The organism is Emticicia sp. TH156 (assembly GCF_002855535.1).
Taxonomy (GTDB): Bacteria; Bacteroidota; Bacteroidia; order Cytophagales; family Spirosomataceae; genus Emticicia; species Emticicia fluvialis.
Genome location: NZ_PKRS01000007.1, coordinates 135,850 through 159,686 on the forward strand (window position 1 = coordinate 135,850; position 23,837 = coordinate 159,686).

A 23,837-nucleotide genomic window follows, 5' to 3' on the forward strand; every position below is an offset into this window, starting at 1 on the left:
AACAATTTAAGCCTGAAATTTATATGCTTTTAATTTCGCAGGCTATTTTTCAGGCCGTTTGTCTTAAATTCAATTTTAGCTCAGTTGTGTAAAAATTCTCTTTTTCTTCCACCTTTAGCGTGTGCTGTTCAGGATATAGCAGCTCCAGCCTGCGTCTTACATTGGTAAGCCCAATGCCAGAGGCGCCGTCTTTCACTTCCTGAATATCAGTATTAAACTTATTGGTAACTTTAAAAAACAACTGGTTATCTGTTGTTTTCAGCTCAACTCTTATAAATGGTTTTTCAATCATACCTACACCGTGCTTAAATGCATTTTCTACAAAAGGTACCAGCAGCATAGGCTCAATATTCTGGCTTAAAGAAATCGTATTGACATTGAAATCAATATCAATGTAATCGCCAAATCTAAGTTTTTGCAAGTCAATATAGTTCTGAAGGTATTTTATCTCGTTTTCCAGCGATATCTGCTTATCGTCTTTTTCATAGAGCATATAACGTAGCAGATCAGACATTTTAAGCAATACAGGCTCTACCAGGTTAGATTTCTTTCTGTTTAAAGCCACCAGGCTATTCAAAAGATTGAACATAAAGTGGGGTGAAATCTGAGACCGCAAAAACGAAAGCTCCGATTTCAGGCGTTCAGTCTCATTATCTCGCCTCATACTTTGCTGTTTCTGGTAATCGGTAAAGAAACTGTACGAAGCACTGATGCCAAATATATAAAGATATTGTATAAAGCTGTTTACAAAAAATAAGGTTTGATTAACATCATACCCTACAAACCGGGTTCTGGCAAGGTATCTGCCCACTAACAAAGCAGCTATTACCAGAAACAGAAAAATAAAATACCGAATAGGCTTTTGCTTATATACTTTCGGAAAAAGATACTCTGAATGAAAATAAAAAAGAACCACAGAAGACAGCGACACATAAGCCCAATAATAATAGTTATTGTAAGGATTAATCTGCGGTCTTGATGTATCGCGCTGTAAGGCATTTATCTGCGGTAATGCTGCATAACCCAGCCATAGAATAACATGAAAAAATACAAGCAAATATTTATTATTAAACATTTGCTTCAGTCCTCGACCTTTAAAAATGCGAAAACCTCGTCTGTATATATATCCGTTTTTTAACATTTGCGCCGGTTTATACTACAATTTAGAACTATTAATCAGAAATAATTTCGATTTAAGATAAAGACGTAGGTAAGCAAGACCATCATTATAATTGTATAGACTTGCCTGCAATGGTTTATTTCTTTTCAGGGTATGTGTGCCGTTCTTCAAAAAAATCTTCAAAGCTGCCTGTGTTTCTCTACTTTTTGGGCGTATATCGCGCCCCCAAGCCAAGGGTAGTTAGTCTTTATCTTCTACCCTGAGCGACAGTAAACCTGCCAGTATCATAGAAGCACCTCCGAGCACAATTGTAAACATGGTATTGGCATGAAATACCTTCATGGTAAAGAAACCCAGAATAGTTGCCGCCACAATTTGAGGTATAACAATAAAGAAATTGAAAACACCCATATAATAGCCCATTTTGTTGGCAGGTAATGACCCCGAAAGGATGGCATAAGGCATAGACAAAATACTTGCCCAGGCAATGCCTACCATACCCATTGAAACAACGATGAGTTGCAGATTAGTAATGAATTTAATAGAGATAAGCCCCAAGCCCCCAATAATGAGGCAAATCATGTGCGTGATTTTTCTATTGGTTCTTGCTGCAATCAGTGGAATGATGAAAGCAAACAAAGCGGCTATGCCGTTGCGAACACTTGAGCATACATTCAGCCAGTCGGCGCCGTCGTTGTATTGTTGCCTTACGCGCTGTAATTCGGCAATTTCGCTGGCAGATAACTGATTTTCTTTATTGGCTTCAAAATAATTGGCAAGGTTAACCGAAATAACAACCGGGTTTTCGCTGGCTCTGTATTCTCTTATTTCGTTAATATCAGCCTGTAATGACCTGTACGTTTTTGTTTCTTTGCTGCTTAACTGTGCCGACTGTAATTTTTGTTGAAGTAAAACCTCCATTTTGTCTACCAGGGTTTTGTCTACGGCCATGTTATACTGCGTGCTGGTAATGGCATTAGTACTGTATATCCACATCGCAAAAAGGCCAAACCATGTAAAAAACTGCACAAAAGCCAGTTGGGTCATGGTTTTAGGCATCTTAAAAATACCTAGAAAGGTTTCCTGAAAACCATGTCTGAAACCTTTACTTTTGGCCTCTTTCTTAAATTCCTCTATGCTTTCGGGAGGAAACTCATCGGTTGTAAAAACGGTATAGATAACAGCAATAAGAAAAGCCAGGCCACCGATATAAAAACTATATTTAACCGAATCGGGGATTTCTCCGGCCGGTGCAGTATTGCTGAAATGAAACCAGTTGGTAAATATCCATGGTAAAAGTGCCGCAATTACCGACCCAACACCTATGAAAAAGCTCTGCATAGCAAAACCGGTGGTGCGTTGTCTGGCACTGAGCTTGTCGCCCACAAAAGCCCTGAAAGGCTCCATTGAAATATTAATTGAGGCATCCAGTATCCAGAGCATTCCGCCGGCAATCCATAAAACCGGAGAGTTGGGCATTACAAACAGGGCTATAGCGGCCAGAATGGCCCCAATGAAGAAAAAAGGGCGCCGACGGCCCCAGTATGGGTGCCAGGTTCTGTCGCTAAGATACCCGATTATAGGCTGAACAATCAGCCCTGTAACTGGCGCGGCAATCCAAAGCAATGGTATCTCGTCTTTATTGGCACCGAGGGTTTCAAATATACGACTCACATTTGAGTTCTGTAGTTCGAATCCGAACTGAATACCGAAAAAGCCAAAACTCATGTTCCATATTTGCCAGAACGATAGTTGCGGCTTGTCTTTGTTGACAGTCGTTGCCATGTTTAGTTTAGGGTTGGTAGGTATTTTACGCTTGTTTTTACTGAGTCATCTCATAAATCAGGAAACTGTTTTTTTCAATTTCAACATCAATTCTATACGGCATCACATTTTGCAATACCTGGTCGTTACCAAAAAGGCCCGTAAAAGTGCAGTGGCTGTTGGTATCAATCTGCATCATTTCTAAAGCGCCCTGTGGAATATTGACTGACGTTGAATATGAATTTTCCAAGTCAAAGTTGCAAATAAACAATATTTTTTGTTTATCTGTAAATCTTAGGTAACTAAATATTTTATTGTCGTTATAGTTGTGCGACAGCCCGCCGCTGTTTACGTACTGCAAATCATAAAAATGCCCGTATTTTACTGCATCGCTTTCATTGACAAACTTCAGCAGGTTGGCATAAAACTGTCTTATTTTCTTTTGTTCGGCTGAAAGCCAGCCCCCATCATATTTATGATTATTAACCCAGTTCTGAAACTCAGGCACGCCCCAGTAATCAAAAATTGTGGTTCGGCCATCATCTCCGCTGAATCCCTCCTGCCCTTGTGGGTTTACACCCACTTCCTGCCCGAAATACAACATTACCGGCCCTGTATGCAATGTTGCACTAACCAGCATGGCCGGGAAGGCCCTGCTGGCATTGCCGGCAAAAAATCTGGAAGCAATGCGGTGTTCATCATGGTTTTCAAGAAACCTCAGCATCCGGTTAGAAAAATGCCCCGATTCCTGCTGCCATACTCGGGTAATATCATTGGCATTTCCGTGTCCTTCTATTAATCTTCTCAGGCTGTCGTACAGCCCTACTTTGTCGTACAAATAATCAAATTTACCTTCAAATATATATGACCCATAAGCCCCCGGATTATAGATTTCAGCAATGAAAATAACTTCAGGAAAACGCTGCCTTACTTCTGGTATTACCCAACCCCAAAACTCCTTCGGCACCATTTCTGCCATATCGCACCTGAAACCATCTATGCCTTTGGCTGCCCAGAAAAACAGTATCTCTCTCATTTTTAACCAGGTAGAGGGTATCGGACTAAAATGCGTGGCTCTGTGGTTCAGGTAATCTACCCCATAGTTCAATTTTACGGTCTCAAACCAGTCATTAATACCCGGATTCGCCCAAAAAACGTCATTTCCGGTAGCTTTTGCAGGGTATTCATAATATGGCTCTGTTACCTCAACAGGCGGATGCACGTCAGACGGAATACTTAGCGGTTGGCCTGGTATATAATAAAAGTTATTGTCGGCAGCAAAATGCAGGGTTTTATCGTCATCAAAGCCAAAATCAGCTACGCCGGCAGGTTTGGTGTCAGATAGATAATTGCGTGCCACATGGTTGGGTACAAAATCAATAATTACTTTAAGGCCGTTTTTATGTGTTCGCTCTATCAGGTTTTCAAACTCCTGCATCCGGTTTTCAACATCCTCGGCCAGGTCTGGGTCAACATCATAATAATCTTTAATGGCATACGGAGACCCGGCTATTCCTTTTACAACCAGCGGATTATCTTTGGCAATGCCATAAGCCGTATAGTCAGTCATGGTAGCGTGTTCAATTATACCTGTAAACCAAACATGCGAAATGCCGAATTGCTTTAATGCCTCAAGGGCTTTGGAGTTAATGTCATTAAATTTACCACATCCGTTTTCAGACAGACTTCCATTGGTTTTGTTAGTTGTATTGGTGTTGCCAAACAAACGGGTGTATATCTGATAAATAACAAGTTTATCTGTGGCAGATTCTGGAACTTCTTTCAATTGGGTCATTGGTTAACTGATTGTGCCGAACACCACACTAATGGTTTAGAAAAGGTGCTCATTTTAATTTTCAAATATTCAATTTAATGTGTTTTCAAATCTAAGGAGTATTTTTTTATGAAAAAACCATTGTTTATGTTATTTTGCCGTACGAACGAAACAATTAACCTATGAAATCAGTACTTAAACCTATTATCCTTATTTTCATTCAATGGTTGATATTTTACACGGTATATGCTCAAAAGCCGGCAATTCAACGCATTAACCCCACTAACTGGTGGGTGGGCATGAAAAACCCCCAAGTGCAGCTTTTACTTTATGGGAATAACATTGCCGGGCATCCACTGACGCTCCAGCCTTATGCCGGAGTAAAGATTACCAAAACCCATAAGGTAGAAAACCCCAATTACCTGTTTGTTGATTTACTGATAGCCCCCGAGACAAAACCGGGTAACCTGACCTTCCGAATCGGCTCCGGTGCAAATACCAGCCGCATAAGCTATGAGCTAAAAAAACGTACTGCCAGGCCACAGACCATCACACAGGCCGATGCGATTTATCTGTTAATGCCTGACAGGTTCTCGAACGGTGATGAAAGCAACGATAAGTTTGCCGACATGATTGACACCAGTGCCAACCGTAAGAACCCCTGGCTAAGGCACGGTGGAGATTTGCAGGGTGTTATTAACCACCTGGATTATTTTAAAGAACTAGGTATTACTACTCTGTGGCTAACCCCCGTGGTAGAGAATAACCAGCCAGTTACCAACGAGGGCGGAAGTATGCGCAGTGCGTATCATGGCTATGGTTTTACTGACCATTATCATGTAGATAAACGCCTGGGCGGTAATGAAACCTACCTTCAAATGATTGAAGCAGCTCATAAAAAAGGCTTAAAAATAGTGCAGGACGCCGTTTATAATCATGTCGGTGTTAACCATTGGTTTCTGAAAGACATACCTGCAAAAGACTGGCTTAATCAATGGGATACCTACACCAATACCTCTTACAAAGACCAGCCGATATTTGATATACATGGTTCACTGCATGACCGTAACGTTACATCAAACGGCTGGTTTGTGCCTTTTCTGCCAGATTTGAACCAGCGGAACCCTTACGTAGCTAATTTCCTGATTCAGCATGCGCTCTGGACCATTGAGTATTTTAATATTGACGGCTGGCGGATTGATACCTACATTTATAACGACCTGCCTTTTATGAACCGCTGCAACAAGGCGATTCTTGACGAACACCCGAATATGTTGCTTTTTGGTGAATCTGCGGTTGGAACGGTAGTGAGTCAGGCGTATTTTACCAAAAACAATTTTAATATTCCGTTTAAATGCAATCTGCCGTCTAGTTGCGACTTTCAGGTGCAGAATGCCATCAATACCGCTCTGAATGAAAAGTTTGGCTGGAACGAAGGCGTCAATCGTTTGTATCAGGTTCTGGCTCAGGACCTCGTCTACCAAAACCCTGAACGCCTGGTGCCGTTTGTAGAAAACCACGACAGCGACCGTTTCTTTTCAATCATAGGCGAAGATCTCAACAAATATAAAATGGGGCTAACGTGGTTATTTACCATCAGGGGGATTCCGCAGTTGTATTATGGAACAGAAATACTCATGAAAAACTTCAAAAATCCAACTGATGCAGAAGTGCGCAGGGATTTTCCGGGCGGGTGGAAAGATGATACCGAAAATAAATTTTTGACATCTGGCAGAAGCCCCAAAGAAAATGAGGCATTTGAATGGAATAAAAGATTATTGAATTACCGCAAAAACTCAGCCGCCCTTACCCGTGGAAAAATGATGCAGTTTTTACCGGTTGACGGCGTTTATGTGTATTTCAGATACACAGATAGCCAAATAGTAATGGTAATCAGTAATACTAATGCCGCAGAGAAGGAAGTGAAAACCCGGCCTTTTGCTGAAATATTGAAAACTGGTAGTTCGGCCAGAAATGTAATGACTGATGAAATACTTACAGACCTGACATCGATAAAAATTGCCCCCATGACAGCCCTTGTGCTTGAAATAAACCATTGACGTTCGATAAGTTTTTCTGACATTTTATTAAAGGCAGAACAGCTAATTTAAAACTATTCCTTATTTTGCAGTTCAGCACTTTTTGTGTGATATTTTAACAGCATAAAAGCATGATAAAAGCGTTTTTGTTTGATTTAGACGGAGTTATTGTAGATACTGCCATTTACCATTATCAGGCATGGCGCCAGATGGCCAACGACCTGGGGTTTGATATTACAGAAGAATTTAACGAAAAACTGAAAGGCATCAGCCGGATGGAATCGCTGGATATTATTTTACAACACGGCCATTTGCAATTAAGTGAAGAGAGAAAAAACGAACTTGCCACACGTAAAAACGAAAACTATCTGCAACTGGTGAGTAAAATGACGCCCGCCGATATTCTGCCGGGTGTTACCGATTTTTTTACGCAATTAAAGAAAAACAATATAAAAACCGCTTTGGGTTCGGTAAGTAAAAATGCAGGTTTGATTCTGGAGCGCATCGGGATGCTTAATGATTTTGATGCCATTATAGACGGCAACAAAATTGCCAAGGGCAAACCAGACCCCGAGGTGTTTCTGAAGGGCGCAGAAGAACTGGAGGTATCACCGGCCGAATGTCTGGTTTTTGAAGACGCAGTAGCTGGTGTTGAAGCCGCAAAAGCCGGTGGCATGAAAGCCGTGGGCATAGGCAAAAAAGAAGTTTTAACAAAAGCTGATTTAGTATTTGAAAATCTGGTTGGAGTGGATATCCGGGTGCTTATCGATGATTTGAACAGATAATATCATTGCCATTAGTTGATATTTAATTAAAGTATAATACTTTCAATACTTTTTATAAGCGTATTTGCCCTGCCAGCCATTAAAAAGAATCGTGCCCTCAGACAAGTACCTTGATTGACCCTAAGTAAAAAAGGCTAGTAACCCATTTAGAGTAGATAAATTATAAAATCAGGCGCTGGTGCGCTTACGAAACCTATGAAAAACTACATTGTACATAACGATTGGTGCATTATTGAAGATGGTTTTCATCCTGAATTTAACGAAATAACTGAAAGCCTCATGAGCCTCGGGAATGGCCGTATGGGCGGAAGAGGCAATTTTGAAGAAAGATACTCTGGTAAAACCCTGCAGGGAAACTACGTGGCCGGGGTCTGGTATCCTGACAAAACACGTGTAGGCTGGTGGAAAAACGGATATCCTAATTATTTTGCCAAAGTTCTGAACGCCTGCAACTGGACAGGCATAGACCTGGAAATAGATGGCGAAGTGCTAGACCTTGCCCGATGCGAGGTACGTGAGTTCAGAAGGGTACTCAATATGCAGGAAGGCACCTTGGAGCGGTCGTTCATTGCCGATTTTCCGTCCGGTAAATCAGTAAAAATAAATGCGGTACGTTTCTGTAGTCTGGAAGATGATGAGGCCGGAGCCATCAGGTATTCTATTATCCCTCTCAACTTTTCTGCTTATGGCAAACTGACTATTTCGCTCGATGGCGACATTTATAATAAAGATTCAAACCACGGCGAACAATTCTGGAACGAAATAAGTAAAGAAACTGGCCACGGAGAAGGATACCTGACACTGGAAACCAAACAATCAAAATGGGACACCGTACCTGTTTTTCAGGTTTGCACCGGTATGAAATTTGATTTCTGCCAGAGCGGAAAGCTGGTTGATTTGCAAACGCTGCCCATCAAAAAAGAAAAATATGTTGCCAACGAGGTAAAAGTATTTTTTAAGCTGAACGAAGAAACACTTATATGCAAATTTGCGGTTAATCTATCATCAGAAAACTACGCCGTAGAAAACCTGACAGCCGAGGCAAAGAGGTATCTGGACAGAATTTCTAAAAAAGGATTTTCGCAGATGCTTGACGAACAAAAACTAGCCTGGAAAAAGAAATGGGAGCATAACGATATACAGATTGCCGGTGATGTGGCTGCCCAACAGGGTATCAGGTTTAATATTTTCCATTTACAGCAAACATATACCGGGCAGGATGCCAGACTGAACATTGGCCCCAAAGGCTTTACCGGCGAAAAATATGGCGGCTCTACCTATTGGGATACCGAGGCTTATTGCCTGCCTTTTTATCTGGCTACCTCAGAGCAGATGGTTGCCCGGAATCTACTGGTCTATCGGCATAAACACCTCAAAAAAGCCATTGAAAATGCCGAAAAACTCGGCTTTACAAATGGAGCAGCCCTGTACCCAATGGTAACCATGAATGGCGAAGAATGCCATAATGAATGGGAAATTACCTTTGAAGAAATACATCGTAACGGCGCTATTGCCTATGCCATTTATGACTACGTAAACTACACCGGCGATAAAAACTACCTGACAGAATACGGGCTGGAAGTACTGATTGCCATAGCCAGATTCTGGTCTCAGCGCATAAACTGGTCTGGTGCTTTGCAAAAATATGTAATGCTGGGTGTAACAGGGCCCAATGAATACGAAAACAACGTCAATAACAACTGGTACACCAATTATATTGCTGTCTGGTGTCTCAAATATACCCTGGAAGCCATAGAAATCGTGAAGGCCTCCGAGACTACTTATTCAGCTTTGGTAGAATTGACAGCCTTTGATGAAGAAGTTGAAACCGCCCGCTGGAAAGATATTATTGAGAAAATGCACTTTCCGTATGATGCCGGACGACAGGTTTACCTGCAACAGGATGGTTTTCTTGACAAAGAATTACTGACTGTGCATGATATTGCACAGCACAGGCCAATAAATCAGAAATGGTCGTGGGACAGAATCCTGCGTTCCTGTTTTATAAAACAGGCAGATGTGCTGCAGGGTCTGTACTTCTTTGAAGATGATTTTTCTGTTGATGAAATTGAAAGAAATTTTGATTTCTACGAACCAATGACCGTTCATGAGTCTTCACTTTCGCCTTGCGTGCATGTTATTCTGGCAGCCAAACTGGGTAAAAAAGAAAAAGCCTATGAAATGTACGTAAGAACAGCCCGCCTTGACCTGGATGATTACAATAACGACACCGAAGACGGCCTTCATATTACCTCAATGGCCGGTACCTGGATGTCGGTCGTAAAAGGTTTTGGTGGTATGCGTGTAAAAGATGGTATGCTTTCGTTCAGTCCGTTTTTACCTGAGCAATGGCAAAGTTTTTCATTTATTATAGGTTTCCGCCAGAATTCGCTTAAAGTATCTATCTACCCCGGGCAAATTGCCATCGAAAACCTATCAGAAACCGCCATCAACGTTTTGGTGAATGGTAGTATAGTAAGCATCAATGGTTCTGAGACTGTAGAACTGGCCCATTAAAATATGAAGTAATGTTGACCAACACGGGCAATCCATAAAAACGAAAAGAGGCCTGAAAGCCTCTTTTCGTTTTTATAACACTTCCTTAATACTCGTCGCCGAATTCATCACTAAAATAACGGCTGCTTGGTGCGTCTTCCTCGTCATCAAATTTGCTTGCTTTCGGGGCCATTTTTTTCAGAATACCTATCTGCCCGTTATGGTACAAATCATGGTTAATAATACCATGCAGCAATGTATAGAAATCATATTCGCTACCCGGCACTATTTCCAGCAGAAAACTATCATCTTTTTCTTCCAGACTGTTCATCAATTCATCATGGCTCAGCGTCAATTCCATCTGAAGGGTCTCCCACTCAAACTCGTCAATCTCTTTTAAATTACCCCAGTTTTGCTTCTCAGTTTTGATGTCAAAATCCGCTTCACCCTGAATCTTCTTTAAAACGAAGATTCTCCAGGTGGTCATATGGTAAACTAATTCAGCAATAGTATGAATTCCTTTCTGACGCGCTCCGGCGATTTTAGGCTTTATATCTTTCACATTCTCTAAAACCGACGGACCATGCCACGAGCCACCATGAAAAGCGGCATTCAATAAAGTTTTAATTCTGTCTATTTCTTTTGTTTGTAGTTCTTCCATTATCTTATAAATCTATTCTATTTTTTCTTTAGTAAAAGGCTGGCTATTATTCCCAAAGCACCCAAATCATACCTAAATGGTAGGTATCGTGCTGTATGAGGCCGGTAAGCAACTTATAATAGTCGTAATCCTGCCCGGGTACGAGCTTAACCAGCAGGGTATCATCAAATTCATCAAGTTTATTCAGCAATGCTTCCTGATTTGCCCGCAGTTGCTCAACCAGCCTTGGCCAGTTGCTTTTGGTGATATCTTCCTCAGTGCCATAGTTGTCTTCGTCCGTTACCAGATCATACCTGATGTTGCCATCAAGTTTTTCCAGAACAAACTTTCTCCAGGCTCCTAAATGGTACACTATCTGACAAATAGTATGTTTGGAGTATTCTTTTTTCACGTCAACCACATCTAAAGACATGGAGTTCATAAATTCCATAACAGACGGCCCATGCCAGGCATCTCCTCTGAAAACAACATCCAAATTGTCGATAATCCTATCAAGCTCATTACGATTCATAAGCACCACTCTTAATTTTCGCCAAAAATAGCATTTAATTTCCGCACTGCAAATTTGCGGAAAAAGGAAAGACGCGAATTGTTAGCTATTATAAAATATTTATGAAATTTATCGGGTTCATTTCACTTGTTTTGCCACACAGGGGGTCTTTTATCTTTAAAAGCAAGTATTCCCTCCTGTGCATCTGCCGAATCGCGTATTTCTTTCAGCAAACCCAAAAGAAATTGATTTTGTTCATTTTCAGGTACATTGGCTAATTGATGATAAGCTTCTATTCCCTTTCTGATAGCATAAGGAGACCCACTCAGGATGGTCTCAATCAATGCACAAGTATCCATATCAATGCTGTCAGCAGTTGATACCTGCGTAACAATCCCTAAATCAAGCGCCTCTTTGGCCGTGTACTTTCTGCCAAGTATTGACAGCTCAAGTACCTTTCGCGGTGGCATGATTTTCAATAAAGAAGCCATTACCTGCATCGGGAAAACCCCTCTTTTTACTTCAGGCAAACTAAAGTTTGCCTCTTGTGTGGCTATTACAAATGTGCAACCACCTGTTATCAAAAATCCACCTGCCAGCACATCGCCTTTAACTATGGCTATGCTTGGTTTATAAAGAGACCTAAACACATCGCCCAGCGTAACTTCCCTGGCCAACGCCGGTAATTGTGTATTTACCACATCCAGCCGGGGGTTCTGAAAAACATTCAAATCCATACCCGCACAAAAAACAGGTCCTTCAGCCTGCAATAGAACGCACCAGATGGTATGATTTGCCTGGGCATAAGCAATTGCCAGGGCCATTTCGTGCACCATGGTCGGGGTAAAGGCATTCCGTTTTTCCGGCCGGTTAAGCGTAATGCTAAAGACATTATTTTTTTGTTCTGTCTTTATCAGCATCAAATCAATATCAGGAAAACGTGCCACGTCTGCATCTGAAAAAAACATCAGTTAATCAGGTTTTGGAAAGCTAATTTAAGCGAATTGATTGAGTTATAGTCAGTTTCCGACTTGAAATTAAGTAAATTTTCGGTTGGCATATTCCCAACCAGCTCATCTGCGGCCATCGGGCACCCACCATATCCAAGCAAAGCTCCGTCGAATCTCCTGCAACCGGCATCATAAGCGCTTTCAATTTTTTCTTTCCAGGCCTCAGGCGTGGTGTGCAAATGCGCACCGAATTCAAGTTCCGGATAATGCAGATTCAAATTTCCGAACAAATAGCTGATGGTTTCAGGATTTGCCACCCCGACGGTATCAGAGAGAGAGAAAATTTTTAAGCCCAGAGTTTTCAGTTTTTGTATCCATTCCAAAACAATTTCAGCATTCCATTCATCGCCATAAGGGTTACCAAAGCCCATTGATATATAAGTTACCAGCTGCTTATTGTTTTTTGCACAAATTTCCTGAATAGCCTTTACCCTTTCAAGCGACTCGGCAATGGTGGCATTTGTATTTCTCAACTGAAATGTCTCAGATACCGAAAACGGATACCCCAGATAAGTAATTGCCTCATATTGAGCCACTTCTTGCGCACCACGCTCATTGGCAATAATAGCCAGTAATTTGGTATCGGATCCATGGGTATCAAGGCCTGCAATAACCTGGCTGGTATCGGCCATTTGTGGAATTGCCTTGGGCGATACAAAACTGCCGAAGTCGATGGTATCAAACAACCGGCTTGCAAGCAGTTGGTTAATGTATTCAATTTTTTTTTCAGTAGATATAAAGTGCTTTATTCCCTGAATGGCGTCGCGTGGGCATTCTATTATTTTCATGGTATTTATCTGGTAATTTCTCTAGCTATCACAACCTTTTGTATCTCAGATGTACCCTCACCAATGGTGCAAAGTTTGGCATCGCGGTAATATTTTTCAGCCGGATAGTCCTTCGTATAACCATAACCGCCATGTATCTGAACGCTTTCATTGGCTACTTCTACCGCGGTTTCAGAGGCAAATAACTTGGCCATGGCCGATACCTTAGTTACCGTTTGATGGTTATCTTTAAGAAAACCAGCTTTTCTGGTCAGTAGTTCTGCGGCTTCAATTTTAGTGGCCATTTCAGCAAGTTTAAAACTTACACCCTGAAAACTGACGATAGGCTTACCGAATTGTTCTCTTTGCTGTGCATATTTTAAGGCCGCATTTAGTGCACCTTTGGCAATGCCTAATGATAACGCGGCTATCGAAATACGGCCTCCATCGAGTATTTTAAGCGACTGCACAAAGCCTTCGCCTACTTTTCCAAGGATATGGTCTTTAGGCACGCGGCAGTTATCAAAAAACAGACAGGCGGTTTCACTGGCGCGCATGCCCAGTTTGTTTTCTTTCTTACCAGCCGAAAACCCGGGCGTGCCTTTATCGATAATAAACGCCGTCATACCGTGCGAATCTCCTTTTTCTCCTGTACGGGCAATAACCACTGCTACTTCAGAGCTAATGGCATGGGTAATAAAGTTTTTTGAGCCATTAAGCACAAAAAAATCGCCATCTTCAATGGCCGTAGTGGCCATTCCTCCGGCATCAGAGCCTGTTCCGGTTTCAGTAAGGCCCCATGCGCCAATCCATTGGCCGGTTGCCAGTTTAGGCAGGTATTTCTGCTTCTGTGTTTCGTTTCCGAAAGTAAGTATATGATTGGTGCATAGTGAGTTATGCGCCGCTAATGAAAGCCCGATTGAGCCGCAAACCTGTGCTACTTCATCAATTATGCTGATGTACTCCTGATACCCAAGACCTGAGCCTCCGTAGTTTTCAGGCACCAGCACACCCATAAAGCCATATTCACCCATTTTGTGGAACAGTTCTGCTGGAAAAATCTGTGCTTCGTCCCACTCCATTACATGTGGTCGTATATAGTTTTCGGCAAAGTCTTTAGCACTTTGCCTGATCATTTCTAACTGCTGGTCTGTATCAATTCCAAAAACTGTCATATCTTTATATAGGTTTGTTGATAAATTAGTTGCAATACTAATTATTTTTTTGACAACTATTTAACATATTTGCAAATAAATTGTTAAATACTAAGAATAAATATTAATATTTTGTTCTACTAACGTAAAAGAATGAGCGATTATGCAAAATATACAGACATTGATAGAAGAATTGCACCAGAAAACAGAACAAATAAAACTGGGTGGTGGTTTGAAAAAAATTGAGTCGCACAAGGCAAAAGGCAAAATGACTGCCCGCGAAAGAATAGAATACCTGATAGATAAAGAAACAGAATTGACAGAATTTGGGGTATTTGCAGGCGATGGAATGTACGAAGAAGACGGTGGATGCCCGAATGGTGGTGTAGTTTGCGGCATTGGCTATGTAAGCGGCAAAATGTGTGTGATTGTATCAAACGATGCTACGGTGAAAGCCGGTGCGTGGTTTCCGATAACAGCTAAGAAAAACCTGCGAGCGCAGGAAATTGCCATGGAAAACCAGCTGCCCATTATTTATCTGGTCGATTCGGCCGGTGTGTACTTACCTATGCAGGCAGAGGTTTTTCCTGACAAAGAGCATTTCGGGCGGATATTCAGAAACAATGCCCAAATGTCATCAATGGGTATCCCACAGGTAGCGGCCATTATGGGTAGTTGTGTAGCTGGCGGGGCTTATCTACCCATTATGTCAGACTACGCACTGATTGTTGAAGGCACTGGTTCGGTTTTTCTGGCTGGCTCCTATCTGGTTAAATCATCTATCGGCGAAGACGTCGATAATGAAACACTGGGCGGCGCAAGTACACATTCTGAAATTTCAGGTGTTACCGACAACAAATTTCCTGATGACAAATCATGCCTGGATGAAATCAGAAAGATATTTGATAAAATGGGCCATAACCCCAGGGCTGGTTTCGACAGAAAGGCAGCGGTTTTGCCTAAAAAAGACCCGAAAGAAATCTATCAGATTCTACCTGCCGACCGTTCAAAGCCTTATGATATGGTAGAGATTATTGAGCGTATAGTAGATAACTCTGAATTTGACCAATACAAAAAAGGCTACGGGCAAACGCTGTTATGCGGGCTGGCAAGAATTGATGGCTGGGCTGTAGGCATTGTGGCTAATCAGCGCAAAATTGTGAAATCAAAAAAAGGCGAAATGCAGATGGGCGGGGTTATTTACTCCGACAGCGCCGATAAAGCCGCCCGGTTTATTATGAACTGTAATCAGCAGAAAATACCACTTGTTTTTTTGCAGGATGTAACCGGCTTTATGGTAGGTAGCCGCTCAGAACATGGCGGTATTATTAAAGACGGCGCCAAAATGGTGAACGCCATGGCCAACTCAGTGGTGCCAAAGTTTACGTTTATTGTGGGTAATTCTTACGGAGCAGGTAATTATGCCATGTGTGGCAAGGCCTATGACCCCCGCCTGATTTACTCATGGGTAACCGGCCAGATGGCTGTCATGAGCGGTGCATCTGCTGCCAAAACACTATTGCAGATTCAACAGGCTACATTAAAAGCTAAGGGAATTGACATTACAACCGAGAAAGAACAGGAGTTACTGAATACCATTACCGACAGATATAACTCTCAGCTTAGCCCTTATTATGCCGCAGCAAACCTATGGGTAGATGGCGTAATTGACCCGCTGGAAACCCGTAAAATTATATCAGCAGGTATTGAAGCAGCCAACCATGCCCCTATTACCAGGCGATACAATGTTGGCGTAATACAAACCTGAAGCCTGGTTTAACCATATAATTTTTGTGTTTTAGCCACCCCTCCTGTAATGAAGGCGGGGTGGCTGTTTTTTATAGACAGGCAGAAAAATTGACGGCTGATTATGGCACCCCAAAAATACTAAATAAGACTTAGAGGTGTTCACAAAGCGCATCACACGCGCCACCATGCCTTTTCAGGATACTTTTCACCTAAAACTGTCGGTTCGCCTATCATAGGGGTAGTTACAGGCAGGTTTAGCTTTCGGGCAGCCGGCAGTAATCGCTCAATGGGTTCATACCAGGGGTGGTTAGCCAGAACAAACTTTGCCCAATGCACGGGCAACAACAGCCTGGCGTTCAGGTCAATTGCTGCCTGCGCCGTTTGCTCCGGAAACATGTGTATATAAGGCCAGTCTTCACCATATTGCCCGTTTTCAATCATGGCAATATCAAAAGGGCCATATTTATCTCCTATTTCTTTAAAATGGGTGTCGTAGCCAGAGTCTCCACCTAAAAACAGACGGTAGCCATGCATATTTACAACAAAGGCCGACCACAGCGTTTTGCCTCTGGTAAGGCTACGGCCTGAAAAATGTCTGGCAGGGGCAGCAATAATTTCTATATCTCCGGCAACCTGGTGTTTATCCCACCAGTCAAGCTCCACAATTTTTGTGGGGTCAACTCCCCAGTACTCAAGATGAGAACCCACCCCCAACGAAACATAGAATTTTTTCACTTTGGGTATAAATTCAAGAATGGTCTTGTAATCCAGATGGTCGTAGTGGTCATGCGACAAAAACATCATGTCAATTGCAGGAAACTCAGCCACTTTATAAGCGTCAGTACCATCAAAGGATTTTACAAAGCCACCTACCGGAGAAGCCGCACCACTGAAAACCGGATCAATCAGAATGGTTATATCTTTAGATTTAATGAAATAAGATGAATGACCAAACCAAACAATCGTGGGCGAATCTGCTTTCAGGCTTATCAAATCTGTTTTAACCGATGGAATAACCACAGAGGGTTTGGTATCTTTTGGCCTGCTAAAAGTATACTGAAGCATCTTAAGGTAAGATGCCTCTTTACGCATTACGTCGGTAGGTGAAAGATTCTGAAACGAATCATTCTTGTAATGAGGCGAACGTAGGATTCTTTTGAGCCTTAGGCCAAAGGGGTTTTTCCCGAAAAATTTCTGACGCATAAATAGAATTGAACCAGTTGCCGACACGGTTATAAAGGCAGACAGAGCAATGAATGCCCTTCGTGAAAATTTCATATAATGGGTTTTTAAAGCCACTTAATCACCATATCAATCATCTTTTCTATCCGGCTGGTATATGGAGGATGAAACATACCGAAAGTTGAAAATTTGTTTTCAACCACCGCTTTTTTATTAGAAAATTCCTCGAAACCATATTTGCCGGATGACTTCCCGATGCCTGAATTATTTACCCCGCCAAACGGCAGGTTGTTCTGTAAATAATGAATGGTGGTTTCATTGATAACAACAGCGCCTGATGACGTATTATTCTGAAAATAATCAATATTGGCGCGCTTTTTACTGAATATATACAAAGCCAACGGTTTTTCTCCTGCATTTATGTACCTGACCGCTTCCTCGTGCGACTCAAACTCAAGTATGGGTAGCACAGGGCCAAAAATCTCCTGCTGCATCACCTCCATGGCAGGGTTTACGTTGCTAACCAGTGTTGGCTCAATATAGTTCTCGGCAGCTATAGAATTTCCACCAACGGCAATTATGGCACCTTTGGAAACGGCATCATCAATCAAACTTTTTATACGGCTAAAATGTCTGGCATTTACAATTCTGCAATAATCAACCGATTTTGCCACGTCATCACCATACATTTTTTTTATGTATTTATCTGCCTCTTCTATAAACCTGGCAGTTTGCGACTTGTGTATCAGAATATAATCGGGCGCAATGCAGGTTTGGCCATTGTTCAGAAATTTCTCTGCTGTTATGGTCTGGGCTGCCTTTTTTATATCGGCTGTTTCATCAATAATGGTAGGCGACTTGCCCCCCAGTTCAAGCGTAACTGATGCCAGGTGCCTGGCAGCTGCCTGCATAACTACCTTACCAATAGCAGGGCTGCCTGTAAAAAATATATGGTTAAAAGGCATACTTAGCAACACGGTTGCCACTGTGGCATCGCCTTCTACTACCGTTATTTCATCGGCCAGAAATAAGGTTTTAATCATTTCAGCTATCAGCTTTGAAGATTCAGGCACAAGCTCTGATGGCTTAATGATAACCGCATTACCAGCTGCAATTGCCTGCAGCAAAGGTTTTAGTGTCAGGTTAAACGGGTAATTCCAGGGGCTCACAATCAGGCAGTTACCTTTAGGCTCATGTACAATTTTACTGGTAGTGCCCAGCATCTTTAGCGGTGTTTCAACACTTTCGGGCCTCATCCATTGAGCCAGATGTTTAATAATGTGCTTTCCTTCGCTTATAACCGGCATTACCTCGCTGATCTTCACCTCAACCCTATGCTTGCCGTAGTCAGCACTTAAAGCCTCAGCAATGCGCTCCTGGTTGGCCAACATCCAGTCCATTACTTTTCTTATCTTCACCATTCGTTCTTTGGCAGTGGTTGCTGCTATACCGGCAAGGTTTTTCTTTTGCGCCTGAAACAAAGCCGATATTTCTGTTTCTGTGGCCATAAGCGGTTGGGTCATAAGGTTGTTGAGTTTATTGTACACGAACAAAATTGAAAAAAATATCTTAAAAAGTTCAAAAAACTTTCAAAAACAAAACAATTTGGTGATTTGCTAAAATTTTTAGATATTCGGCAGGTAATTGAACACAAATTACCAGCCACAACCAGGTGGCCGTTTTGTTTTTTACACAATTGAGCAAGGCCAGATGTCTTTAATTAGTAATAACCTGAAATACCTGAGGCGCCTGAACGGATTGACACAAGAGCAGTTTGCACAGCGAATAGGCACCAAAAGAGCCAATGTTGGGGCTTATGAAGAGGAAAGAGCCACCCCGCCTGTTGATACCCTGAAAACCATCGCCGGTCTTTTTGGCATTAGCGTTGACGATTTTGTGCAGAAAGACCTGAGAAATGTGAGTGATACCAACCTAACGCCAATTGGCATTGATACCAAACAAGGCCCACAGAACCTGTTCGATTTCCAGTCTGGAAACACCGAACTGAAACCCGGCACCCCATCACAAAGTAATGCATTCAATGCTTCAGAGCCCAAACGAAGCGGCAATAATATACAACTTATACGCCGTTTTCAGTTTAACGAGTACCTTGTGCGTAGTAAAGACGTCAGTTTTCTAAAAACCCTTACTGATTTCCAACTGCCAACTTTACCTTTTGGTGAATACCGCGCGTTTGAAGCCACCGAAGATTTTGCCTTTGAGGGTGCCTTACTGATAGGCTCGCTGGTAAAAAACTGGTACGATATAGCCGATGGCAAAAATTATGTGCTTGTTACAAAAGCTCACGGAATAATCTACCGGCGCGTGTATAATCAGGTAAAAATTAAAGGCACATTGTTATTAAGCTCAGATAATCAGCGTTTCCCAAGCACAGAAATCTCTATGAATGATGTGATTGAAACCTGGGAAATAAAAGCCTTTGTAAGCCAGGTTCTGCCTGAACCAAGTATCAGTTTCGACAAAGTGAACAATCTGGTTGATGAACTGAAATTTGAACTGGAAAGACTAAAAAAATAATCCTGAACGCCTAATTACCATTGCTCGCAGATTTGTACCACTCATGACAATTAATTCTAAACAACCCCAAGTGGGTACCACTATTTTTACGGTCATGTCTCAACTGGCCGCTGAAACCGGGGCATTGAATCTTTCGCAGGGCTTTCCGAACTACAATTGTTCTCCGAAGCTGATTGAGTTGGTAAACCATTACATGCAAAAAGGCATGAACCAATATGCCCCTATGGCAGGCATAATGCCATTGCGGGAAATACTGGCGCAAAAAACCGCCGATTTATATAATCTGCAGTATAACCCGAACGATGAAATTACCATTGTTTCTGGCTGTACGGAAGCCATTTATGCGACCATGGCAGCCATTGTGAATCTGGGCGATGAAGTAATCGTTTTTGAACCGGCCTACGACAGTTACGTACCGGCTATTGAGTTAAATGGCGGTAAGGCAGTTTATGTAACACTAACAGCGGCCAACGACTTTGCCATTGACTGGGCCGAAGTAAAAACCAAAATTACCGAGCGAACCAGAGCCATTATGCTGACCACACCGCATAACCCAACAGGCAAGTGCTTAACCCTCGAAGACCTGAACCAGCTGGCAGATTTAGTGAAAGGCACAGATATTTTTATAATGTCTGATGAAGTTTACGAACATATCATTTTTGATAGCAGACAGCATTTGTCGCCGGCCATGCACCCTGCACTTAAAGAGCGTACGTTTTTATGTGGTTCGTTCGGTAAAACTTTTCATACAACAGGCTGGAAACTCGGCTACTGCATGGCGCCAAAAGCATTAACGGCCGAGTTCAGGAAAACCCACCAATGGATAACTTTTGCATCGCCCACACCTATGCAATATGCCTTTGCTGATTTTATGAAAGACCCTGACAATTATCTGTCGGTACGTGCTTTCTATGAAGAAAAACGCGATAAATTCATTCATTGGCTGAAAGGCTCAAAATTTACCTGGAAACCCGCCGAAGGCAGTTTCTTTCAGATGCTATCTTACACAGCCATTACCGACGAACCGGATTATGACCTGGCCGTAAGGTGGACAAAAGAAATCGGAGTGGCGTCAATACCGGTTTCGGTGTTTTACCATAACCGTTACGATAACAAAATACTTAGGTTCTGTTTTGCAAAAGATGATGAAATGTTAGAAAAAGCAGCAGAAAGGCTTTGCAGATTATAAAAAAGACAGGAAGCACTTGCGTGCTTCCCATCGCCACTTAAACCCCGAAAAAATTCAGGCTTTAACTTTTTCTACTTCCGGTTTCGAAAACCTGATTACGGCCTTGATACTCCGGGCAAGGTACTTTGGCATAAAGCTGCAAACTATTAAGCCAAAGCCTGTAAATAACAAGGTTTCGGTATGTGCAAAGAAGGTTCCGGCTGTAAGAATACCCATCACCAGAATGGTTGAAAAAGGTAAAGAAAAAGCCAGTACCAATACTGCAAATTCAATGTTAAAAGTGCGCTTCTCTTTCGGAACATGATTGTTTTCTTCTTTAAGAGCAACCGCCGACATGTGCGCAAAAGGCCAGAAACTACACGAACTCAACGGTACAACCACCGCCAGCAAAACCATGGCAGGCGAAGAAATACCAAAAATGGTAATTATAAGCACGCTAAACAAAATGGTAATACCCGCCCTGAATAGCAAAACCGAACTAACCAATCTGATTTTACCTTCTTTCAGCTGAACTGCCAGACCAATGTATATAAGTATCATAGGGGTCATGAGCATACTGGTACGGTTGAATATCTCAGATATAACAGGCGGAAGGTCTTCAAAACTGATACCAAAGCTTAAAAATGCAATGGCCAGTAACATAACTATATTTATAGGCTCTTTTACCAGGCTTAACAAAAGGCTTTTCACCTTCCCTTCTTCTCTCACTTCATGTGCCTTGTTGTTTTTCAGGTACAGATTCATGGCTACAAAGTATAGAAAATTAAGCGCAAAAAATTTATTGCCTACGTCGGCCATTGCTGCTTTGGCGAGTGCTTCTTTGCCAAGAAACTCGTGAATAAAAGGGAAGCTTGATAAACCAGGCGCCAGTGACGGCATCAGCATGGTAAGCGTACGGCCTGCTGAACTGTCAGTTTCTATCTTAAACAAAGCCAGAATATATGGCATCGACAAGTAAATAAAGAAATTAAATGCCAATGTTATGAGTGGATATACAATAAGTGTAGAATCAATCTTTACGCCCATTAAAGCCACAAAAACCGTAGAAGGAAGCGCCACCGACAATATCATTTCTTTAATGCCATTCAGTTCGGTTTTATTCCTGATTTTCGACCTTAACCCCAAACCAATCACAATAAGTAGTATGAGTATACAAGTTTTTTGAAGTGCTACTGCCATGAGAAATTGTAGATTTAGGAAAATACATTCCTGCAATGCCCCGGCAAGAGTAAGAAACTCCTACCCGGGCATCAGTGAATAATTTTGTATGTCTCTTAAATTAGCTAAGCTCTCCAAGTGCTTTTACAAAGAGCTTCATTTCGTCCATTGTGCCGATACTTACACGGCACCAGGTTTTCTTCTGGATGTCGAACGTACGGATGCCTACACCTTTTGAGTACATTTTGGCAAGGAAATCACGGCCATCCATCGCAATCGGGAATATCACAAAGTTCGTATAAGACGGTATATATTTGTAGTTCATTTTATCAAGGTTGGCATACAGATACGCCTTAGCCTCTGAGTTCAACTTTTTGGTAGTTGCCTGAAACTCCATATCTTCAATACTAGCCGAAGCAGCCAATACCGAAGTGTAAGAAATACCCATACCGCCCCTGGTTATGTTCTGAATCTTATTCAGGAAAGACGGCAGCGCGGCAATGTAACCTACACGCAAACCGGCCATGCCCATAATTTTAGAAAACGTACGGGCAATAATAACATTTTTGTTTTGCGCCAGTAAAGAAACCATACTTTGCGTTTCGGAGCCTTCGGCCAGTTCCAGATAAGCTTCATCTATAAAAACAGGAACTTTCTCAGAAACTCTTGAGCAGAAATCAAGCAGCTCTTTACCAGATGTAATACTGCCTGTAGGGTTATTAGGGTTGCAGATATAAACCAGCTTGGTATCGGCATCAATGGCAGCTTCCATGGCAGGCAGGTCATGCGACCAGTCGGCTTTGCAAGGCACGGCTTTCCACTTTGCCCCTACCGACTTGGCAACGCTCACCAAAGACATATAACAAGGGTCTGCTGAAACTATGTTTCCGCCATGCATAAACTGCACAATCGCTACTTTCTCTAACAAATCAGACGAACCCGGCCCCATCATAATATGATTCGGCGTTACACCCGGCCCTTCTTTTTTAACAATTTTGCCAACCAGGTCGCTCAGTTCTTTCCAGGCATATCTGTTACCTAATGATACCGAGTCTACCACTGCCTGCTTTGCACTGGCGGGTGGCCCGTATGGGTTTTCATTGGCATTGAGGCGAGCCTTTAACTGCGTAACATCAGGCGGATTACTGATGAAGTGTTCGCGCATTAAAGGGGTATAGTATAGTCTGTTTTTATTATCTAACATTACAGGAGTGTTCGGAAATGCACCCATACTTAGTTGCGGGGCAATTACCATTCCACCAAGGGTCATCAAGCCTGATTTCAATAGGTTACGTCTGTCAATGTTCTGATTCATTTTCTTCAATGTTAAAAAGTGAAATTTGTTAGCTTTTTGTAATCTGATAGTATAAAATAAGATTTAGTGTACTTTATCTAAAACAGACAGTTGTTTTAAATGGCTGAATTGATAAATTCAGAAGAAATTGGCTTGCTGAAACATTAAAGCATTGCTGAAGTACTTTAATGTGCTTCTTAGAAATTATAGAAAAGTAACAACACAGGCAAAAGTAACTATAATACAAATATTTGTCAATATTTATTATATGTATTTTTTAACTTGTTTTTTACTAAAATTTATTTTTATTTAATTTATAGATTATTTTTTAAACCTATTTTATATATAATTTATATATATTTTATGTTTTAACGTAAAAATTTAGACTTCTAATATATTCTACAAATTAACCAATTATCAACATAATATTCTACATTATTGTACATATTCAAGTAAATATTTAAAGATTTAAACTATTTTAAGTATAGTATTAAAATTTTGTTAAAATAATTTGCAAGTATTTTTTATAACATATACTATTGCATTAGAAATTATTAGAAAAGTACAATAAACTTCATCAGAAACTCACTTCCGACCGCATAAGCCGAGTATCTGAACCCTAAAACAATTTGAAACTTCTTTTAAGTGAAGTTGCGGGGCTGATAGT

18 protein-coding genes are annotated in these 23,837 nt (G+C 41.6%); 6 read left to right on the forward strand and 12 right to left on the reverse strand.

Translation table 11 applies throughout. The annotated features are described in order from the left end of the window. Nucleotides 1–49 precede the first annotated feature (49 nt). The 3 genes from C0V77_RS14250 to C0V77_RS14260 form a co-directional block, all read right to left on the reverse strand. Nucleotides 50–1,075 carry a sensor histidine kinase gene (locus C0V77_RS14250; RefSeq protein ID WP_158237959.1) on the reverse strand — a complete coding sequence of 342 codons (1,026 nt, stop codon included), beginning with the start codon at nucleotides 1,073–1,075 and terminating at the stop codon, nucleotides 50–52. 285 nt (nucleotides 1,076–1,360) lie between these two features. Continuing rightward, nucleotides 1,361–2,905, reverse strand: coding sequence for an MFS transporter (locus C0V77_RS23400; RefSeq protein ID WP_229236284.1), 1,545 nt, complete (start codon nucleotides 2,903–2,905; stop codon nucleotides 1,361–1,363). A 37-nt stretch (nucleotides 2,906–2,942) separates the two neighbouring features. Continuing rightward, nucleotides 2,943–4,679, reverse strand: a complete 1,737-nt coding sequence (locus C0V77_RS14260; protein ID WP_101727013.1) for an alpha-amylase family glycosyl hydrolase — start codon at nucleotides 4,677–4,679, stop codon at nucleotides 2,943–2,945. A 161-nt stretch (nucleotides 4,680–4,840) separates the two neighbouring features. Here C0V77_RS14260 and C0V77_RS14265 point away from each other — a divergent pair, with 161 nt between their 5' ends. The 3 genes from C0V77_RS14265 (at nucleotide 4,841) to C0V77_RS14275 (ending at nucleotide 9,999) form a co-directional block, all read left to right on the forward strand. After that, a complete protein-coding gene (locus C0V77_RS14265) occupies nucleotides 4,841–6,718 on the forward strand; it encodes a glycoside hydrolase family 13 protein (RefSeq protein WP_101727014.1) in 1,878 nt (625 codons plus the stop codon). 110 nt (nucleotides 6,719–6,828) lie between these two features. Next, on the forward strand, nucleotides 6,829–7,482 hold the full coding sequence (pgmB, locus tag C0V77_RS14270; protein WP_101727015.1) for a beta-phosphoglucomutase: 654 nt from the start codon (nucleotides 6,829–6,831) through the stop codon (nucleotides 7,480–7,482). Between the two features lie 195 nt (nucleotides 7,483–7,677). Then, the gene (locus C0V77_RS14275; RefSeq protein ID WP_101727016.1) at nucleotides 7,678–9,999 is read left to right on the forward strand and encodes a family 65 glycosyl hydrolase domain-containing protein; all 2,322 of its coding nucleotides are present in this window, start codon (nucleotides 7,678–7,680) and stop codon (nucleotides 9,997–9,999) included. Between the two features lie 85 nt (nucleotides 10,000–10,084). Here the strand turns inward: C0V77_RS14275 and C0V77_RS14280 are convergent, their stop codons facing one another. The 5 genes from C0V77_RS14280 to C0V77_RS14300 form a co-directional block, all read right to left on the reverse strand. After that, nucleotides 10,085–10,639 carry a DinB family protein gene (locus C0V77_RS14280; RefSeq protein WP_101727017.1) on the reverse strand — a complete coding sequence of 185 codons (555 nt, stop codon included), beginning with the start codon at nucleotides 10,637–10,639 and terminating at the stop codon, nucleotides 10,085–10,087. Nucleotides 10,640–10,685: 46 nt separating this feature from the next. Further along, nucleotides 10,686–11,150, reverse strand: coding sequence for a DinB family protein (locus C0V77_RS14285; protein ID WP_101727018.1), 465 nt, complete (start codon nucleotides 11,148–11,150; stop codon nucleotides 10,686–10,688). Nucleotides 11,151–11,272: 122 nt separating this feature from the next. Next, nucleotides 11,273–12,097, reverse strand: coding sequence for an enoyl-CoA hydratase/isomerase family protein (locus C0V77_RS14290; protein WP_101727019.1), 825 nt, complete (start codon nucleotides 12,095–12,097; stop codon nucleotides 11,273–11,275). After that, nucleotides 12,097–12,927, reverse strand: a complete 831-nt coding sequence (locus tag C0V77_RS14295) for a hydroxymethylglutaryl-CoA lyase (protein ID WP_101727020.1) — start codon at nucleotides 12,925–12,927, stop codon at nucleotides 12,097–12,099. The genes C0V77_RS14290 and C0V77_RS14295 overlap by 1 nt, the downstream gene beginning before the upstream one ends. Before the next feature lie 5 nt (nucleotides 12,928–12,932). Continuing rightward, on the reverse strand, nucleotides 12,933–14,081 hold the full coding sequence (locus C0V77_RS14300) for an acyl-CoA dehydrogenase family protein (RefSeq protein WP_101727021.1): 1,149 nt from the start codon (nucleotides 14,079–14,081) through the stop codon (nucleotides 12,933–12,935). A 142-nt stretch (nucleotides 14,082–14,223) separates the two neighbouring features. Here C0V77_RS14300 and C0V77_RS14305 point away from each other — a divergent pair, with 142 nt between their 5' ends. Further along, nucleotides 14,224–15,828, forward strand: coding sequence for an acyl-CoA carboxylase subunit beta (locus tag C0V77_RS14305; RefSeq protein WP_101727022.1), 1,605 nt, complete (start codon nucleotides 14,224–14,226; stop codon nucleotides 15,826–15,828). A gap of 152 nt (nucleotides 15,829–15,980) precedes the next feature. Here the strand turns inward: C0V77_RS14305 and C0V77_RS14310 are convergent, their stop codons facing one another. Further along, on the reverse strand, nucleotides 15,981–17,087 hold the full coding sequence (locus C0V77_RS14310) for an MBL fold metallo-hydrolase (RefSeq protein ID WP_216824440.1): 1,107 nt from the start codon (nucleotides 17,085–17,087) through the stop codon (nucleotides 15,981–15,983). A gap of 11 nt (nucleotides 17,088–17,098) precedes the next feature. Further along, nucleotides 17,099–18,514 (reverse strand): aldehyde dehydrogenase family protein, encoded by a 1,416-nt coding sequence (locus C0V77_RS14315; protein WP_101727023.1) that lies wholly within the window; start codon nucleotides 18,512–18,514, stop codon nucleotides 17,099–17,101. Nucleotides 18,515–18,701: 187 nt separating this feature from the next. On the opposite strand from C0V77_RS14315, the gene C0V77_RS14320 reads away from it, so the two are divergent. Further along, nucleotides 18,702–19,529 (forward strand): helix-turn-helix transcriptional regulator, encoded by an 828-nt coding sequence (locus C0V77_RS14320; RefSeq protein WP_143706100.1) that lies wholly within the window; start codon nucleotides 18,702–18,704, stop codon nucleotides 19,527–19,529. Between the two features lie 43 nt (nucleotides 19,530–19,572). Then, entirely contained in the window at nucleotides 19,573–20,718 is a 1,146-nt protein-coding gene (locus C0V77_RS14325; RefSeq protein WP_101727025.1) for a methionine aminotransferase, read from the forward strand. A gap of 54 nt (nucleotides 20,719–20,772) precedes the next feature. Here the strand turns inward: C0V77_RS14325 and C0V77_RS14330 are convergent, their stop codons facing one another. Then, nucleotides 20,773–21,897, reverse strand: coding sequence for a hypothetical protein (locus C0V77_RS14330; RefSeq protein ID WP_101727026.1), 1,125 nt, complete (start codon nucleotides 21,895–21,897; stop codon nucleotides 20,773–20,775). 100 nt (nucleotides 21,898–21,997) lie between these two features. Then, the gene (locus C0V77_RS14335; protein WP_101727027.1) at nucleotides 21,998–23,191 is read right to left on the reverse strand and encodes a histidinol-phosphate transaminase; all 1,194 of its coding nucleotides are present in this window, start codon (nucleotides 23,189–23,191) and stop codon (nucleotides 21,998–22,000) included. Nucleotides 23,192–23,837: the final 646 nt, after the last annotated feature.